The sequence below is a fragment of the Pseudomonas oryzagri genome (assembly GCF_020831405.1).
GTDB lineage: Bacteria > Pseudomonadota > Gammaproteobacteria > Pseudomonadales > Pseudomonadaceae > Geopseudomonas > Geopseudomonas oryzagri.
In genome coordinates this window covers 16896-33193 of the sequence record NZ_JAJHPU010000036.1, presented here as the reverse complement: position 1 = coordinate 33193, position 16298 = coordinate 16896, and the positions used below count along the sequence as shown (strand labels likewise).

The following is a 16298-nucleotide window of genomic DNA, read 5'->3' as shown; positions in this document are numbered from 1 at the left end:
GTCAGTGAGAACCCAGCAGATCGGACAGGGCCGTCTCCAGGTGGGGAAAACGAAATTGGTAGCCAGCCTCCAGCGTGCGCTGCGGCTGCAGATGCTGGCCGCCGAGCAGCAGGCCGGCCATCTCGCCGAATACCAGGCGCAGCATGTAGGCCGGCGCCGGCAGCAGCGCCGGACGGTGCAGCACACGCGCCAGGATGCGGGTGAACTCGGCGTTGCGCACTGGGTTCGGCGCGCAGGCATTATAGGGACCGCGGCACTCCTCGTGCTGCAGGAGAAAATCGATCAGGCCGACCTCGTCATCTATATGGATCCACGGCATCCATTGCCGGCCGCTGCCCAGGCGCCCTCCCAGGCCCAAGCGGAACGGCGGCAACAGGCGCCCCAGCATGCCGCCCTCGCGCGCCAGCACCGGCGCGGTGCGGATCAGTACCACGCGGATGCCGAACTCCTCGGCCTGCAGCGCCGCCGCCTCCCAGGCGGAACACAGATCGCTGGCGAAGTCCTCGCGTCCCGCCGGGCTCTCTTCGGTGAGCCGCCGCTCGCCGCCGTCGCCGTACCAGCCGACCGCCGAGCCGGACAGCAACACCCGCGGCTTGGCCGGTCGGGCGGCCAGCCAGTCGACCAATTTACGGGTCAGGGTCACCCGACTTTCCCACAGCAGGCGTCGCCGCGCGGCAGTCCACGGCCGGTCGGCGATGGGCGTTCCGGCTAGGTTGATCACCGCATCCAGTGGCGCCGCGTCATCCAGCTCCTCGAGACGACCGATGCCTCGCGCGCCGCTGCACACCGCAGCCACCTTGGCGGGGTTACGACTCCATACCAGCAGCTCGTGTCCTGCGGCCGTCCAGTGGCGGCACAGTGCCCGCCCGATCAGTCCGGTACCGCCGGTCAGCAGAATGCGCACGACTGTATCTCCTTCTCTACCTGCAAGCGTCAGTTCAGAGTCTGGTCCACACTGGAATTACCGGCCAGCCAGCAGTAGCCTGCGAAGAGGCCGGGTTCATGGCTGGAGTGGACCAGGAAGTTTTGTACAGATTCTAGGCATTGTATAAGTCGCGTCCAAGGATTAGCCTGAAGTCCCAGCAATAGAGGTGACGTCATGAACACTCCCATCGCCATTATCGGCAGCGGCATGGCCGGGCTTTCCGCGGCCAACGCCCTCGCGGCGGCGGGGTTAGCCGTGCATTTGTTCGACAAGAGCCGCGGCAGCGGCGGACGCATGTCGAGCCGGCGTACAGAAGCCGGCGACCTCGACCTCGGCGCACAATACTTCACCGCCCGCGACCGCCGCTTCGTGGAAACCGTACAGCAGTGGCAGGCCAACGGTTGGCTGGCCGAATGGAAGCCGGCCCTGTACCAGTCCCAGGCCGGCGAACTGACCCCTTCGCCCGACACCCAGCTGCGTTTCATCGGCGTGCCGCGCATGAGCGCGCTCACCCGCAACTTGCTCGGCGAGCTGCCGATCACCTTCGCCTGCCGCATCACCGAGGTGTTCCGTGGCGAGCAGCATTGGCACCTGCAAGACTCCGACGGACAGAGCTACGGTCCCTTCAGCAAGGTGATCGTCGCCACCCCCGCGCCGCAAGCCACTGCCCTGCTCTCCGCCGCGCCCAAGCTCGCCGCCACCGTGGCCAACGCGGTGATGGATCCGGTGTGGGCCGTGGGGCTGGCCTTCAACAAGCCGCTGGACACCGCGGTGGAGGGTTGCTTCGTGCAGGACAGCCCGCTCGACTGGGTGTCGCGCAACCGCAGCAAGCCCGGCCGCGCGACCGAACCGGACGTCTGGGTGCTGCACGCCAGCAACCCGTGGAGCCGCCAGCACCTTGACCTGCCGCGCGAGTCGGTGATCGAACAACTGCGCTGCGCCTTCGCCGAGCTGATCGGCTGCGCCGTGCCGGAAGCCGATTTCAGCCTGGCGCACCGCTGGCTCTATGGTCGCCCGGCGCACGCCCACCAGTGGGGCGCGCTGGCCGACGCCGACCTCGGCCTGTATGCCTGTGGCGACTGGTGCCTGTCCGGCCGGGTCGAGGGCGCCTGGCTCAGCGGCCAGGAAGTGGCTCGCCGCCTGCTCGAGCACGCGGCCTGAAGACCCGCGGCGCGGACACGCTTCGCCAGGGAGCCTGATCAAACCGCGCCCCATCCGTGCGGGATTGCCTCGCTCCCGCGGGCAATCGCATCCGCCCACCGCACGCAGCACAGGCACAGCCGGGGAATCCCCGGCTTTTTGTTGAGCGTGCCCGGCTCAGAACGCGGTGCGGTAGTGCAGGGTGTAGGTCTCCGCGCCTTCGTTGGGATTCTTGATCCCGGCGTTGGAGTAGTGGATGGCGCGCAGGCCGATTTCCTGGCCGGCGAAGCGCAGGCCGAAGCCCAGCCGGTCCTCGAACTGGAAGGCGGTGCTGAGGTCGTGGCTCTCGTGCTCGGTGCTGGAGAACAGCGCCACGCCGATGCCGGCCTCGATGTAGGGTCGCAGCGTCGCGCCGGCGAACTCGTAGACGAATACCGGCGCCACCGACAAGCTGTGGCTGCTGGCCGACTGTTCGCCGAACCAGTAGGTGTAGCCACCATCCCAGTAGCCGGTCAGCCGGCCGCTGGGGCTCTGCCACCAGCTGCGCTCGAAATCGCGCTGCAACCCCAGACGCACCACCTCGGTGGACTCGCGGGTCACCCCGGCGGCGAGGGTCACATCCCAGGCACTGGCCGGCGCAATCGCGCCGAAGGTCAATGTCATGACTGCAGCGCTGCTCAGCAATCGCTTCATGATGAACAACTCCTTGTTATCGTTCTGCGCGAAAGGAGCGTTCGCCCGGCATTTCCGACCAGTCTCCCCCGAGCGACGGCACCCGCTGACTTGCAGTATAGGAACCGTTCGTCGGGGTGAACATAGGGCGTACTCAGCAGCCCAGCCCGGCGACGGCGGCCGGCTCTCCCCACAGTACCGGCAGCACCCGCGCCAGAGCGGCCGGCCCGCTGCTGGACCAGAAGCGCGCCGGCTGCGCCGGCCCCTGCGCCAGCAGATCGCGCTCGCCGAGCAGGCGCTCGAGCTGGCGCGCCACCGCCGCGCCGGTATCGATCAGCTCGACTTCGACCGGCACCAGCTGACGCAGCAGCGGCTTGAGGAAGGGATAGTGGGTGCAGCCGAGGATCAGGGTGTCGCAGCCCTCGGCCAGCAGCGGCCGCACGTAGGACTCCAGCAGCGCACGGGCCTGCGGGGCCAGCAGCGCGCCCTGCTCGACACACTCGACCAACCCCGGACAGGGCTGGGTGAGCACCCGCACGTCGCCTGCGAAGCGGTCCAGCAGGGCGGCGAACTTGGCGCTCTTCAGCGTGCCGGTGGTGGCCAGCACGCCGACCACGCCGCTGCGGGTGGCCGCCGCCGCCGGCTTGACCGCCGGTTCCATGCCGACGATGGGCAGTCCGGGATGACGCTCGCGCAGCTCCGCCACCGCCGCCACGGTGGCGGTATTGCAGGCCACCACCAGCGCCTTGGCGCCCCGCTCGAGGAGGAAGTCGGCGATCTGCCGGCAGCGCGCGCGGATGTAGTCGGGACTTTTCTCGCCGTAGGGCACGTGCCCACTGTCGGCGACATACAGCAGCGACTCGTTGGGCAGGCGCGCGCGGATTTCGCCGAGCACCGACAGGCCGCCCACCCCGGAGTCGAATACGCCGACCGGCGCCTCGCTACTCATGCCGCGTACCGCAGACGGCGCACTGCGGGTCGCGCTTGACGCGCAGCTCGCGGAAGCGGCTGCCCAGCGCATCGACCAGCAGCAGACGGCCGACCAGCGGGGTGCCGAAGCCGGCCAGCAGCTTGAGGGTTTCCAGCGCCTGCAGGCTGCCGACCAGGCCGACCAGCGGGCCGACCACGCCGGCCTCGCTGCAGGTCAGCTCTTCCTCGCTGCCGGCCCCGTACAGGCAGTGGTAACAGGGGCTCTGCGCATCGCGCGGATCGAACACCGACAGCTGGCCTTCCAGGCGGATCGCCGCCCCGGACACCAGCGGCGTGCCGCTGGCCACGCAGGCAGCGTTGACCGCCGTACGGGTGGCGAAGTTGTCGCAGCAGTCGACCACCACGTCTACCGCGGCCACGGCGGCGGCCAGGCTGTCGGCGTCCAGCGCCTGGCGCAGCGGCACCAAGTGCACATGCGGATTGAGCGCGGCCAGGCGCGCCATGGCCGAGTCGACCTTGCCCTGGCCGACGCTCTGGCTGTCGTGGATCACCTGGCGCTGCAGGTTGGTGAGATCGACGCTGTCGAAGTCGGCCAGGTGCAGCTCGCCGACCCCGGCAGCGGCCAGGTACAGCGCCACCGGCGAACCGAGGCCGCCGAGGCCGATCACCAGCACCCGACCGGCCTGGATGCGCAGCTGGCCGTCGATGTCGATCTGCGGCAGGAGGATCTGCCGGCTGTAGCGCAGCAGCTCGTCGTCACTCAGCATGAGGTTCTCCTTGTCCGGGCTCGCCCGGCCAGCGGCCGAGGGTGATGCGTTCGTGGCCGCCCAGATCGCGCCGGCTGTCCACCGCGGTGAAGCCGCGGGCGGCGAACAGCGCACGCACCACCGCGGCCTGGTCGAAGCCGTGCTCCAGCAGCAGCCAGCCACCGGCTTCGAGATGCGCGGGTGCCTGCGCGACTATCTCGCGGATATCGTCCAGGCCATCGCGTCCGGCCACCAGCGCGCTGGCCGGCTCGAAACGCACGTCGCCCTGAACGAGGTGCGGGTCGTCGGCGGCGATGTAGGGTGGGTTGCCGACGATCAGCGCAAAGCGCTCGCCAGCCAGCGCGGCGAACCACAGGCTTTCCAGGAAGCGGACGTTGTCCAGCTTGAGACGATCACGATTGCGCTCGGCCAGCCTGACAGCCTCGGCCACGCGATCGACGCCCAGCAGCTGCCAGGCCGGCCGCTCGCAGGCCAGCGCCAAGGCGATGGCGCCCGTACCGGTGCCCAGATCGAGCACCCGCGCCGGGCCGGCCGGGCCCAGCGCCAGCGCGTTCTCCACCAGCAGTTCGGTGTCCGGACGGGGAATCAGGGTATGCGGCGCCACCTCCAGCTCCAGGCTCCAGAAGCCCTGGCGGCCGAGCAGGTAGGCGACCGGCTCGCCGCTGCGGCGGCGCGCCAGCAACGCGGCGAAGGCCGCACACTGCTCGGCGGAAGGCTCCCGCTCCGGCCAGGTGCGCAGGTAACTGCGCGGCTTGCCGAGCACGTGGGCGAGCAGCAGCTCGGCGTCCAGGCGGGCGCTCGGCGAATCGGGCAGCTCGGCAGACGCGAGCAGGGCTTCGATGGTGGGCATCAGCGGCGTTCTCCGGGGGAGGCGCGTTCGAATCTAGGGTGGACAACGCGCCGCGTCGCCCACCACGGACATCACGGTGGAAAACCGCTGTGCGGGTTTTCCACCGGCGGGATCAATCGCCCAGCGCGGCCAGTTGGTCGGCCTGGTATTCGTGACGCAGCGGCTCGATCACCTGCTCCACCGCGCCGCCCATGACCTCGCCCAGCGAGTAGAGGGTCAGGTTGATACGGTGGTCGGTGACCCGCCCCTGCGGGAAGTTGTAGGTGCGGATGCGCTCGGAACGATCGCCGGAGCCGACCAGCAGCTTGCGGGTCTCGGAGATCTCCTTGTGCGCGGCGGCCTCCTGCTGATCCTGCAGCTTGGCCGCCAGCCAGGCCATGGCCTTGGCGCGGTTCTTGTGCTGCGAACGCTCCTCCTGGCACTCGACCACGATGCCCGAGGGGATGTGGGTGATGCGGATCGCCGACTCGGTCTTGTTGACGTGCTGGCCACCGGCGCCGGAGGCGCGATAGGTGTCGATGCGCAGGTCGGCCGGGTTGATCTCGATGGCTGCCTGCTCGTCGGGCTCGGGCAGCACCGCCACGGTGCAGGCCGAGGTGTGAATGCGACCCTGCGACTCGGTTTCCGGCACGCGCTGCACGCGGTGCGCGCCGGACTCGAACTTGAGCCGGGCGTAGACGTTGTCGCCCTCGACGCGGGCGATCACCTCCTTGTAGCCGCCGTGCTCGCCCTCGTTCTCGGAGAGGATCTCGACGCGCCAGCCCTGCTTCTCGGCATAGCGCGAGTACATGCGGAACAGGTCGCCGGAGAAGATCGCCGCCTCGTCGCCGCCGGTGCCGGCGCGGATCTCGAGGAACACGTTGCGGCCGTCGTTGGGGTCCCGGGGCAGCAGCATGCGCTGCAGGTTGCCCTCCAGCTCCTCGAGCTGGGCTTTGGCCACGGCTACTTCCTCCTCGGCCATGGCACGCAGGTCGGGGTCGCTGTCCTTGAGCAGCGCCTGGGCGCCCTCGAGGTCGTCCTGCACCTTGCGGAAGGCGCGGAAGGCCGCGATCACCGGCTCGATCTCGGCGTACTCGCGCGAATAGGCGCGGAACTTCGTCTGATCGCAGATCACCTCGGCGTCGCCGAGCAACGCGGTCAGCTCCTCGAAGCGGTCCTGCAGGGTGTCGAGCTTGTTCAGCAGCGAGGCTTTCATCGGTGCGGTTTCACCATGGCGGGTGCGCGGCGGATTGGCCGCGGCACGCGGGGCGTTAGCGATGCTGCTCGCCTTCGAGGTCGAGCAGTTCCTGGGCCACGGCCAGCGCATCCTGGCGGCCGGCGGCGGAAAACTTCTTCAGTTGCACGCTGGGCGCGTGCAGCAGCTTGTTGGTCAACCCGCGCGCCAGCTGGGCCAGCGCTTCCTCGGCCGGCGTGCCGTTGCCAAGCAGGCGCAGCGCCTTGGCCAGTTCGTCGTCGCGCAGCTGCTCGGCGCGCTGCCGATAGCTGCGCAGCAGGTCGAGGCTGTCGCGCTCGCGCAGGCGCAGCATGAATTCGCCGACCCCGGTGACCACCAGCTCCTCGGCGGCGCGCGCGGCATCCTGACGGTTGCGCAGGTTCTCGGCGATCACCTCGTGGAGGTCGTCGACGGTGTACAGGTAGACGTCGTCCAGTTCGCCGACTTCGGGCTCGATGTCGCGCGGCACGGCGATGTCGACCATGAACACCGGGCGGTGCTTGCGCTTCTTCAGCGCGCTTTCCACCGCGCCCTTGCCGAGGATCGGCAGCGGGCTGGCGGTGGAGCTAATGACGATGTCGCTGTTGACCAGCTCCTCGGGGATCGCCGAGAGCAGCACGGCATGCCCGCCCACCTCGCCGGCCAGCGCGCTGGCGCGCTCGAGGGTGCGGTTGGCCACCACGATGCGCTTGACTCCCTGCTCGTGCAGGTGGCGGGCGACCAGGGCGATGGTCTCGCCGGCGCCGATCAGCAATGCCTGACTGCGCTGCAGATCGCTGAAGATCTGCTTGGCCAGGCTCACCGCGGCGAAGGCCACCGACACCGGGTTCTCGCCGATGCGGGTGTCGGTGCGCACGGTCTTGGCGGTGCTGAAGGTGGCCTGGAACAGGCGGCCGAGCAGCGGCCCCAGGGTGCCGGCCTCGCGCGCGGTGGCGTAGGCGTCCTTCATCTGGCCGAGGATCTGCGGCTCGCCGAGGATCATCGAGTCCAGTCCGCAGGCCACGCGCATCATGTGGCGCACGGCGTCATCGTCCTGGTGGATGTAGGCGCAGGCGCGCAGCTCGTCCAGGTTGAGGCCGTGATAGCCGGCCAGCCAGGCGAGGATCGCCTCGGCGGTGGCCTCGTCCAGCGCCAGGTACAGCTCGCTGCGGTTGCAGGTGGAGAGGATCGCCGCTTCGCGACAGGGCGTGACCCGGCACAGCTGCTGCAAGGCGTCGACCAGCTGCTCGGGGCCGAAGGCCACGCGCTCGCGGACCGCCACCGTTGCGGTTTTATGGTTGATGCCGAGGGCAAGAAAAGCCATGCGGGGATGCTTGGGTAACCTGAAAGCGGACAATTGTCCTACGTAGGCCGATGCAGGACAACTGCCTCGCCGCCGCCCCGCTGACGAGGCTCCTCGGCGCCCATGGGATTGACCGGGCGCTTGTGTCATGATTGCCCGACCTGCCGGTGAACCCGCGTATGCCTGCCATGAACAAATCCCTTGCGCTGCTGACCACCCTGACCTTGCTGGGGGGGTGCCAGATCCTGCCTTCCACCGCCCCCGACCAGACGCCGCCCGCCACCAGCGCGCCCGCGGCGCAGCCGGCGGCCGTGCCCAGCGCCTCGTTCAGCCCGGACACCCTGTACAGCCTGCTGGCGGCCGAGCTGGCCGGCCAGCGCGAGCGCTACGACATCGCCCTGGCCAACTACATGGAACAGGCCCAGGCCACCGGCGACCCGGCGGTGGCCGAGCGCGCCTACCGCATCGCCGAGTACGTCGGCGCCGACGACGCCGCCCTGGACGCCGCGCTGATCTGGGCCGACAACGCCCCGACCAACCTCGACGCCCAGCGCATCGCCGCCCTCCAGCTGGCCCGCGCCGGCCGCCAGGACGAGGCCATGCGCTACATGGAGCAGGTGCTCAATGCCCAGGGCGATACCCACTTCGATTTCCTCGCCCTGACCGCCGCCCAGACCGATCCGGAAACCCGCACCGGCCTGCGCCAGAGCTTCGAGCGCCTGCTCGAGCGCTATCCGGATAACGCCCAGCTGCTGTTCGGCCGCGCCGTGCTGTTGCAGCAGGACGGTCGCAACGCCGAAGCCCTGGCCAGCCTGGAAGACCATCCGGCCGGCAGCAACGAGGTCGCCCCGCTGCTGCTGCGCGCTCGCCTGCTGGCCAGCCTGGATCGCGAAGAGGAGGTGCTGCCGCTGCTCAAGGACGGGGTACGCCGCCATCCGGACGACAAGCGCCTGCGCCTGGCCTACGCCCGCCAGCTGCTCGAGCAGAACCAGCTGGAGGCCGCCCGCGAGCAGTTCGCCGAGCTGCTGCGCCGCTACCCCGAGGACGACGATATGCGCCTTTCGCTGGCGCTGATCAACCTGGAAGCCAAGGAGCGCGACGAAGCCCGCACGCAGTTGCAGACGCTGATCGAGCGCGACGCCCACAGCGATACCGCCCACTTCCAGCTCGGCCGGCTCGCCGAGGAGGAGAACGACGCCAATGCCGCGCTGGAGCAGTATGCCGCGGTCGGCCCGGGCGACGAGTACCTGCCGGCGCAGGTGCGCCGCACCGCCCTGCTGGTCAAGGCCGGGCAGGCCGCCGAGGCCCGTCGCCTGCTGGCCAGCGCCCGCGAGAGCCAGCCGGACGTCGCCCTGCAGCTGTACCTGATCGAAATCGAGAGCCTGACCAACCAGGAACGCCTGGGCGACGCCTGGCAGGTGATGGGCGAAGCGCTGCAGCGCTACCCCGACGATCTCAACCTGCTCTACACCCGCGCCATGCTGGCCGAGAAGCGCGGCGACCTGGCCAGTCTGGAACGCGACCTGCGCGTCATCCTGGGCCGCGAGCCGAACAACAGCATGGCGCTCAACGCCCTCGGCTATACCCTGGCCGACCGCACCACCCGCTACGCCGAAGCGCGCGCGCTGATCGAAAAAGCCTACGCGCTGAACCCCGACGACCCGGCGATCCTCGACAGCCTCGGCTGGGTCAACTACCGCCAGGGCAACCTGGCGGCGGCCGAGGAACTGCTGCGCCGGGCCTTCAAGCTGATGCCCGACCACGAGGTCGCCGCCCACCTCGGCGAAGTGCTGTGGGCCGCCGGCAAGCAGGACGAAGCGCGCGAGGTGTGGCGCAGCGCGCTGGCCGACACCCCGGACAGCGCCATCCTGCGCGGCACCCTCAAGCGCCTGACCGGCAAGGTGAACCCGTGAAGCTGCAGCACCTGCTGCTCGCCGGCCTGCTGCTGCTCGCCGGCTGCACCGGCCTGACGCCGCGCGAGGATCTCGGCGGCCAGGGCGACCCCCGCGCCTGGCGCCAGCACAAGGCCGAGGTCGCCGCCATCGACGGCTGGCAGATCAACGGCAAGGTCGGCATCCGCGCGCCGCAGGATTCGGGCAGCGGCGTGCTGTTCTGGCTGCAGCGCCGCGACTACTACGACATCCGCTTGTCCGGCCCGCTGGGCCGCGGCGCCACCCGGCTGACCGGGCGCGAGGGCGACATCCTCCTCGAGGTGGCCAACCAGGGCCGCTACCAGGCCGCCTCCCCCGAGGCGCTGCTGGAAGAACAGCTCGGCTGGCGCCTGCCGGTCTCCCACCTGCTGTGGTGGGTGCGCGGCCTGCCGGCGCCGGACAGCAAGAGCCAGCTGACCCTCGACGCCGACAGCCGCCTGGCGCGCCTCGAACAGGACGGCTGGCGGGTCGAATACGCCGACTATCGGCAGCAGGGCGGCTTCTGGCTGCCGCAGCGGCTCAAGCTGTCCGGCGAGGACCTCGACATCACCTTGGTGATCAAGGAGTGGCTGCCGCGCCGCCTCGGCCTGTGATCGCCACCTGCCCATGACCGACATGCACGACGCCACCCTGATCCTGCCGGCCCCGGCCAAGCTCAACCTGTTCCTGCACATCCTCGGCCGCCGCCCCGACGGCTACCACGAGCTGCAGACGGTGTTCCAGTTCCTCGACCACGGCGACCAGCTGGGCTTCCGACTTCGTGCGGACGGCGAAATCCGCCTGCACACCGAGGTCGCGGGGGTGCCCCACGACAGCAACCTGATCGTGCGCGCCGCCCGCCGCCTGCAGCAGGCCGCCGGCACGCCGCTGGGCGCCGACATCTGGCTGGACAAGCGCCTGCCCATGGGCGGCGGCATCGGCGGCGGCAGCTCGGACGCCGCCACCACCCTGCTCGGCCTCGACCGCCTTTGGCAACTGGGCTTCGATCTCGACCGCCTGGCCGCGCTCGGCCTCGAACTCGGCGCCGACGTCCCGGTGTTCGTGCGCGGCCGCGCCGCCTTCGCCGGCGGCGTCGGCGAGCAACTGGTGCCGGTTGCCCTGGAGGAACCCTGGTTTCTCGTCGCAGTGCCGCAAGTGTCTGTCAGCACAGCAGAAATTTTCTCTGCGCCGGAGTTGACACGCGATACCCCGGCCATTAGAGTTTGCGGCCTTCCCGCAGGGGGCGGTCGTAACGACTGCCAGCCGGTGGTCGAGCAGCGTTACCCTGCAGTTCGTAACGCCTTGAACTTGCTGAACAAATTTGTTCCCGCAAGAATGACCGGCACCGGAGCTTGTGTGTTTGGGAGCTTCCCAAACCGCGACGAGGCTGATAAAGTTTCGCGCCAGCTTCCGGCCACACTGCCAAGCTTCGTAGCCCAGGGGCGCAACGTTTCGATGTTGCACCGCAAGCTCGAAGAGCTGGCAAGGGAAGTGAGTGCATAGCACTGGGTTGTACGATACAGGGGCGTCGCCAAGCGGTAAGGCAGCAGGTTTTGATCCTGCCATGCGTTGGTTCGAATCCAGCCGCCCCTGCCATAACCTCCTTGAGGTTATACGCAGCCAGTCAGCAGTTGTTTATACGCCACAGGGGCGTCGCCAAGCGGTAAGGCAGCAGGTTTTGATCCTGCCATGCGTTGGTTCGAATCCAGCCGCCCCTGCCATATTCCAGAAAAACCTTTGTGGTTTTGCGGTGGAGACCGCGAGGTCACAAAGGTTTTTTGTTCGTCAGGTCTACCCTCAGTCGGCAGGTACTGCGCGTGTCCAAGATGATGGTCTTCACGGGGAACGCCAACCCCGATCTCGCCCGCCGTGTCGTGCGTCAGCTGCACATTCCCCTCGGTGACGTTTCCGTAGGCAAGTTCTCCGACGGCGAAATCAGCGTCGAAATCAACGAGAACGTGCGCGGCAAGGACGTGTTCCTGATCCAGCCGACCTGCGCGCCGACCAACGACAACCTGATGGAGCTGGTGGTGATGGCCGACGCCTTCCGCCGCTCCTCGGCCAGCCGCATCACCGCGGTCATCCCCTACTTCGGCTATGCCCGCCAGGACCGCCGTCCGCGTTCCGCCCGCGTGGCGATCAGCGCCAAGGTGGTGGCCGACATGCTGACCGTGGTCGGCGTCGACCGCGTGCTCACCGTCGACCTGCACGCCGACCAGATCCAGGGCTTCTTCGACATCCCGGTGGACAACATCTACGGCTCCCCGGTGCTGGTCGACGACATCCAGGATCAGCGTTTCGAAAACCTGATGATCGTCTCCCCGGACATCGGCGGTGTGGTCCGTGCCCGCGCCGTGGCCAAGAGCCTGGGTGTCGACCTGGCGATCATCGACAAGCGTCGCCCGAAGGCCAACCAGTCCGAGGTGATGCACATCATCGGCGACGTGGAAGGCCGCACCTGCATCCTGGTCGACGACATGGTCGATACCGCCGGCACCCTGTGCCATGCCGCCACCGCGCTGAAGAAGCACGGTGCAGCCAAGGTGTACGCCTACTGCACCCACCCGGTGCTGTCGGGCCGTGCCATCGAGAACATCGAGAACTCCGTGCTGGACGCCCTGGTGGTGACCAACACCATCCCGCTGTCCGCCGCCGCCCAGGCCTGCGAGCGTATCCGCCAGCTGGACATCGGTCCGGTGGTCGCCGAAGCCGTGCGTCGCATCAGCAACGAGGAATCCATCAGCGCCATGTTCCGCTAAGGAACGGGCGCCGATACAACCGCCCCGCCCTGCGCGGGGCATTCAGCCAACCGCCCGAACGCTGGTCGCAAGCGTCTCGGGCGCGTTGTCATTTTGGAGAAATGCAATGACCGATTTTGCCCTGAATGCCGAAGTGCGTTCCGACCTGGGGAAAGGTGCGAGCCGCCGCCTGCGTCGTAACGCCAACCTGGTTCCCGCCGTTGTCTACGGTGGCGACAAGGCTCCGCTGTCCGTCAGCCTGCTGGCCAAGGACGTCGCCAAGCTGCTGGAGAACGAGGCTGCCTACAGCCACGTGATCACCCTGAACGTCGGTGGCAGCACCGAGACCGTGCTGATCAAGGCCCTGCAGCGCCATCCGGCCAAAGGCTTCGTGGTGCACGCCGACTTCCTGCGCGCCGTGGCCGACCACAAGCTGACCACCACCGTACCGCTGCACTTCATCAACGCCGAAACCGCTGATGCCGTGAAGCTGCAGGGTGGCGAAGTCTCCCACACCATGTCCGAAGTGGAAGTCTCCTGCCTGCCGAAGGATCTGCCGGAGTTCATCGAAGTCGACCTGGCCAAGGTCGCCCTCGGTCAGACCGTGCACCTGTCCGACCTGACCGTTCCGGCTGGCGTCGAGCTGGTGGCCCTGGCCCACGGCAACGACCTGGCTATCGCCAACATCCACGCTTCCCGCGTGCAAGGCGAATAAGTCACTCGTTGACTGAACCAAGAGAGCCCCTGTCGTGACTGCCATCCAACTGATCGTCGGCCTCGGTAACCCCGGTCCGGAATACGAGCAGACCCGGCACAACGCAGGGGCTCTTTTCGTCGAGGAGCTGGCCCGCAAGCTGGGCGTCAACCTCGCCGCCGACAAGAAGTACTTCGGCCTGGTCGGCAAGTTCAGCCATCAGGGTCGCGACGTCCGTCTGCTGATCCCCACCACCTACATGAACCGCAGCGGCCAGTCCGTGGCGGCGCTGGCGAACTTCTTCCGCATTCCGCCGGCAGCCATCCTGGTGGCCCACGACGAACTCGACATGCCTCCCGGCACCGCCAAGCTCAAGCAGGGCGGCGGCCACGGCGGGCACAACGGCCTGCGCGACATCATCGCCCAGTCCGGCAACCAGAATTCCTTCTATCGCCTGCGGCTCGGCATCGGCCACCCCGGCGACAAGAACCTCGTCTCCGGCTTCGTCCTCGGCCGGGCCCCGCGCAGCGAACAGGAAAAGCTCGAGGCGAGCATCGACTTCGCCCTCGACGTGCTGCCGGAAATGCTCGCCGGCGACTGGACCAAGGCCATGCAGAAGCTGCACAGCCAGAAAGCCTGACGCCTTCTCTTCACGACCGAATTCATCTCCGCGAGGGATACACCATGGGATTCAACTGCGGCATCGTCGGCCTGCCCAACGTCGGCAAGTCCACCCTGTTCAACGCCCTGACCAAGTCCGGCATCGCCGCGGAGAACTTCCCGTTCTGCACCATCGAGCCGAACAGCGGCATCGTGCCGATGCCCGACTCCCGCCTCGACGCCCTGGCCGCGATCGTCAAGCCCGAGCGCGTGCTGCCGACCACCATGGAGTTCGTCGACATCGCCGGCCTGGTCGCCGGTGCCTCCAAGGGTGAGGGCCTGGGCAACAAGTTCCTCGCCAATATCCGCGAGACCGACGCCATCGCCCACGTGGTGCGCTGCTTCGAGGACGAGAACGTGATTCACGTGTCCAACTCGGTCGATCCCAAGCGCGACATCGAGATCATCGACCTCGAGCTGATCTTCGCCGACCTCGACAGCTGCGAGAAGCAGCTGCAGAAGGTCACCCGCAACGCCAAGGGCGGCGACAAGGAAGCCCTGGCACAGAAGGCCATCCTCGAGCAGCTGATCCCGCACTTCAGCGAAGGCAAGCCGGCGCGCTCGCTGATGAAGAACATGGATGCCGAGCAGAAGCTGATCATCCGCGGCTTCCACCTGCTGACCAGCAAGCCGGTGATGTACATCGCCAACGTCGCCGAGGACGGCTTCGAGAACAACCCGCACCTCGACGTGGTCAAGGCCATCGCCGAGGAAGAAGGCGCCATCGTGGTGCCGGTGTGCAACAAGATCGAGGCGGAGATCGCCGAGCTCGACGAGGACGAGGAAAAGCAGATGTTCCTCGAGTCGATGGGCATGGACGAGCCGGGCCTCAACCGCGTGATCCGCGCCGGCTACCAGCTGCTCAACCTGCAGACCTACTTCACCGCCGGGGTCAAGGAAGTGCGCGCCTGGACCGTCAAGGTCGGCGCCACCGCACCGCAGGCCGCCGCCGTGATCCACACCGACTTCGAGAAGGGCTTCATCCGCGCCGAAGTCATCGCCTACGACGACTTCATCCAGTACAAGGGCGAAGCCGGCGCCAAGGAAGCCGGCAAGTGGCGTCTGGAAGGCAAGGACTACATCGTCAAGGATGGCGACGTCATGCACTTCCGCTTCAACGTGTAAGCCTCCCCCGCTTGCCGACAAGCCCCGCCCCGTGCGGGGCTTGTGCTTTCTGGCGAGATCATCCCCCCCTCTGCCCCCTCCGGGCTCGCGCACCGACAGCAGAATCGGCTGTCGCGCCCCGCGCTTCAGCTTTCCAGGCTGGGCGACGTCGGCAGTTCAGCCGGGATTGTCGGCTCCGCAGGCAGACAATAGCGGCATCGCCAGACGCACATCGCGGCCTGGCAGCGAGCCAGAACCAGGCCCCCGCGCCGCTGGCCGCCCGAGCCGATAGCCTAGAGGAACAACAAGATGACCCGCTATATCGACGTCAACGACCTGAGCCGCCTGGTTGCCCGCCAAGGCCTGACCACCTGCCTGGCCGAGATGACCGAGTACCTGCGCCAGGACTACCTGCGCTGGCCGGAGTTCGAGAAGTGCGCGCGTGTGGCCAACCACTCGGCCGACGGCGTGATCGAGCTGATGCCGGTGTCCGATGCCGCGCTGTACGCATTCAAGTACGTCAACGGGCATCCGAAGAACACCCGCGACGGCATGCTCACCGTGATGGCCTTCGGCGCCCTCGGCGACGTCGCCACCGGCAAGCCGGTGCTGCTCAGCGAACTGACCCTGACCACCGCCCTGCGCACCGCCGCCACCTCGGTGCTGGCCGCCAGTGTGCTGGCGCGCAAGAACGCGCGCAGCATGGCGCTGATCGGCAACGGCTCGCAGAGCGAGTTCCAGGCCATCGCCTTCCACAGCATCCTCGGCATCGACGAGATCCGCCTGTACGACGTCGACCCGCACGCCTCCCGCAAGCTGGCGCGCAACCTGGCCGGTTTCCCGGGCATCAAGGTGATCATCGCCGAGTCCACCGCCGAGGCGGTGCGCGGCGCCGACATCGTCACCACGGTGACCGCCGACAAGACCAACGCCACCATCCTCACCCCGGAGATGATCGAGCCGGGCATGCACCTCAACGGCGTGGGCGGCGACTGCCCGGGCAAGACCGAGCTGCACCGCAGCATCGTCGAGACGGCCAGCGTGTTCGTCGAGTACGAGCCGCAGAGCCGCATCGAGGGCGAGATCCAGCAGCTGCCGGCCGGCTCGCCGACCACCGAGCTGTGGCAGGTGCTGAGCGGCGCCGCTGCCGGCCGCCGCAGCGAGACGGAAGTCACCCTGTTCGACTCGGTGGGCTTCGCTCTCGAGGACTACTCGGCTCTGCGCTACGTGCGCGACGTCGCCGAGCGCCTGAACATCGGCAGCCTGATCGAGTTGGTGCCCAGCCCGCGCGATCCGAAGAACCTGTTCGCCCTGCTCGCCGAGGGCGCCGAACAGCCGCTGCTCAAGCGCGCCTGATCGCTCCCGACACAAGACGCCCCGCGCCCCACGGCCCGGGGCGTCTTGCCGTTTCTC

16 protein-coding genes and 2 tRNA genes are annotated in these 16298 nt (G+C 68.2%); 11 read left to right on the top strand and 7 right to left on the bottom strand.

The window, feature by feature from the left end:
- Position 1: 1 nt before the first annotated feature.
- On the bottom strand, positions 2-904 hold the full coding sequence (locus LMJ29_RS12360) for a TIGR01777 family oxidoreductase (RefSeq protein ID WP_229605825.1): 903 nt from the start codon (positions 902-904) through the stop codon (positions 2-4).
- A gap of 195 nt (positions 905-1099) precedes the next feature.
- Between LMJ29_RS12360 and LMJ29_RS12355 the strand changes: the two genes are divergently transcribed.
- The gene (locus LMJ29_RS12355) at positions 1100-2086 is read left to right on the top strand and encodes an NAD(P)/FAD-dependent oxidoreductase (RefSeq protein ID WP_229605824.1); all 987 of its coding nucleotides are present in this window, start codon (positions 1100-1102) and stop codon (positions 2084-2086) included.
- Positions 2087-2242: 156 nt separating this feature from the next.
- Here the strand turns inward: LMJ29_RS12355 and LMJ29_RS12350 are convergent, their stop codons facing one another.
- The 6 genes from LMJ29_RS12350 to hemA all read right to left on the bottom strand — a co-directional run bounded on the left by LMJ29_RS12350 (position 2243) and on the right by hemA (position 7800).
- Positions 2243-2758, bottom strand: a complete 516-nt coding sequence (locus LMJ29_RS12350) for an acyloxyacyl hydrolase (protein ID WP_229605823.1) — start codon at positions 2756-2758, stop codon at positions 2243-2245.
- A gap of 133 nt (positions 2759-2891) precedes the next feature.
- Positions 2892-3686 carry a glutamate racemase gene (murI, locus tag LMJ29_RS12345; RefSeq protein ID WP_229605822.1) on the bottom strand — a complete coding sequence of 265 codons (795 nt, stop codon included), beginning with the start codon at positions 3684-3686 and terminating at the stop codon, positions 2892-2894.
- On the bottom strand, positions 3679-4434 hold the full coding sequence (locus LMJ29_RS12340; protein ID WP_229605821.1) for a molybdopterin-synthase adenylyltransferase MoeB: 756 nt from the start codon (positions 4432-4434) through the stop codon (positions 3679-3681). The genes murI and LMJ29_RS12340 overlap by 8 nt, the downstream gene beginning before the upstream one ends.
- Positions 4424-5284 (bottom strand): peptide chain release factor N(5)-glutamine methyltransferase, encoded by an 861-nt coding sequence (prmC, locus tag LMJ29_RS12335; RefSeq protein WP_229605820.1) that lies wholly within the window; start codon positions 5282-5284, stop codon positions 4424-4426. Before prmC ends, LMJ29_RS12340 begins: the two co-directional genes overlap by 11 nt.
- Positions 5285-5396: 112 nt before the next feature.
- A complete protein-coding gene (gene prfA, locus LMJ29_RS12330) occupies positions 5397-6479 on the bottom strand; it encodes a peptide chain release factor 1 (protein WP_229605819.1) in 1083 nt (360 codons plus the stop codon).
- Positions 6480-6534: 55 nt separating this feature from the next.
- Positions 6535-7800: a glutamyl-tRNA reductase gene (gene hemA / locus LMJ29_RS12325; RefSeq protein ID WP_229605818.1), complete on the bottom strand. Its 1266-nt coding sequence runs from the start codon at positions 7798-7800 to the stop codon at positions 6535-6537.
- A gap of 167 nt (positions 7801-7967) precedes the next feature.
- Between hemA and LMJ29_RS12320 the strand changes: the two genes are divergently transcribed.
- The 10 genes from LMJ29_RS12320 (at position 7968) to LMJ29_RS12275 (ending at position 16241) form a co-directional block, all read left to right on the top strand.
- Positions 7968-9692: a tetratricopeptide repeat protein gene (locus tag LMJ29_RS12320; RefSeq protein ID WP_229605817.1), complete on the top strand. Its 1725-nt coding sequence runs from the start codon at positions 7968-7970 to the stop codon at positions 9690-9692.
- Positions 9689-10303: a lipoprotein insertase outer membrane protein LolB gene (lolB, locus tag LMJ29_RS12315; protein ID WP_229605816.1), complete on the top strand. Its 615-nt coding sequence runs from the start codon at positions 9689-9691 to the stop codon at positions 10301-10303. The genes LMJ29_RS12320 and lolB overlap by 4 nt, the downstream gene beginning before the upstream one ends.
- Before the next feature lie 22 nt (positions 10304-10325).
- Entirely contained in the window at positions 10326-11192 is an 867-nt protein-coding gene (gene ispE, locus LMJ29_RS12310; RefSeq protein ID WP_090351734.1) for a 4-(cytidine 5'-diphospho)-2-C-methyl-D-erythritol kinase, read from the top strand.
- An 18-nt stretch (positions 11193-11210) separates the two neighbouring features.
- Positions 11211-11285: transfer RNA gene (locus LMJ29_RS12305), tRNA-Gln, on the top strand.
- Between the two features lie 50 nt (positions 11286-11335).
- Positions 11336-11410, top strand: a tRNA-Gln gene (locus LMJ29_RS12300).
- A gap of 96 nt (positions 11411-11506) precedes the next feature.
- Positions 11507-12448 (top strand): ribose-phosphate pyrophosphokinase, encoded by a 942-nt coding sequence (locus LMJ29_RS12295; protein ID WP_229605815.1) that lies wholly within the window; start codon positions 11507-11509, stop codon positions 12446-12448.
- Positions 12449-12554: 106 nt separating this feature from the next.
- Positions 12555-13142 (top strand): 50S ribosomal protein L25/general stress protein Ctc, encoded by a 588-nt coding sequence (locus LMJ29_RS12290; RefSeq protein ID WP_229605814.1) that lies wholly within the window; start codon positions 12555-12557, stop codon positions 13140-13142.
- Between the two features lie 34 nt (positions 13143-13176).
- Positions 13177-13761, top strand: a complete 585-nt coding sequence (pth, locus tag LMJ29_RS12285; RefSeq protein ID WP_229605813.1) for an aminoacyl-tRNA hydrolase — start codon at positions 13177-13179, stop codon at positions 13759-13761.
- A gap of 44 nt (positions 13762-13805) precedes the next feature.
- Positions 13806-14906 (top strand): redox-regulated ATPase YchF, encoded by a 1101-nt coding sequence (gene ychF / locus LMJ29_RS12280; protein WP_229605812.1) that lies wholly within the window; start codon positions 13806-13808, stop codon positions 14904-14906.
- A 288-nt stretch (positions 14907-15194) separates the two neighbouring features.
- On the top strand, positions 15195-16241 hold the full coding sequence (locus tag LMJ29_RS12275; protein ID WP_229605811.1) for an ornithine cyclodeaminase: 1047 nt from the start codon (positions 15195-15197) through the stop codon (positions 16239-16241).
- Positions 16242-16298: the final 57 nt, after the last annotated feature.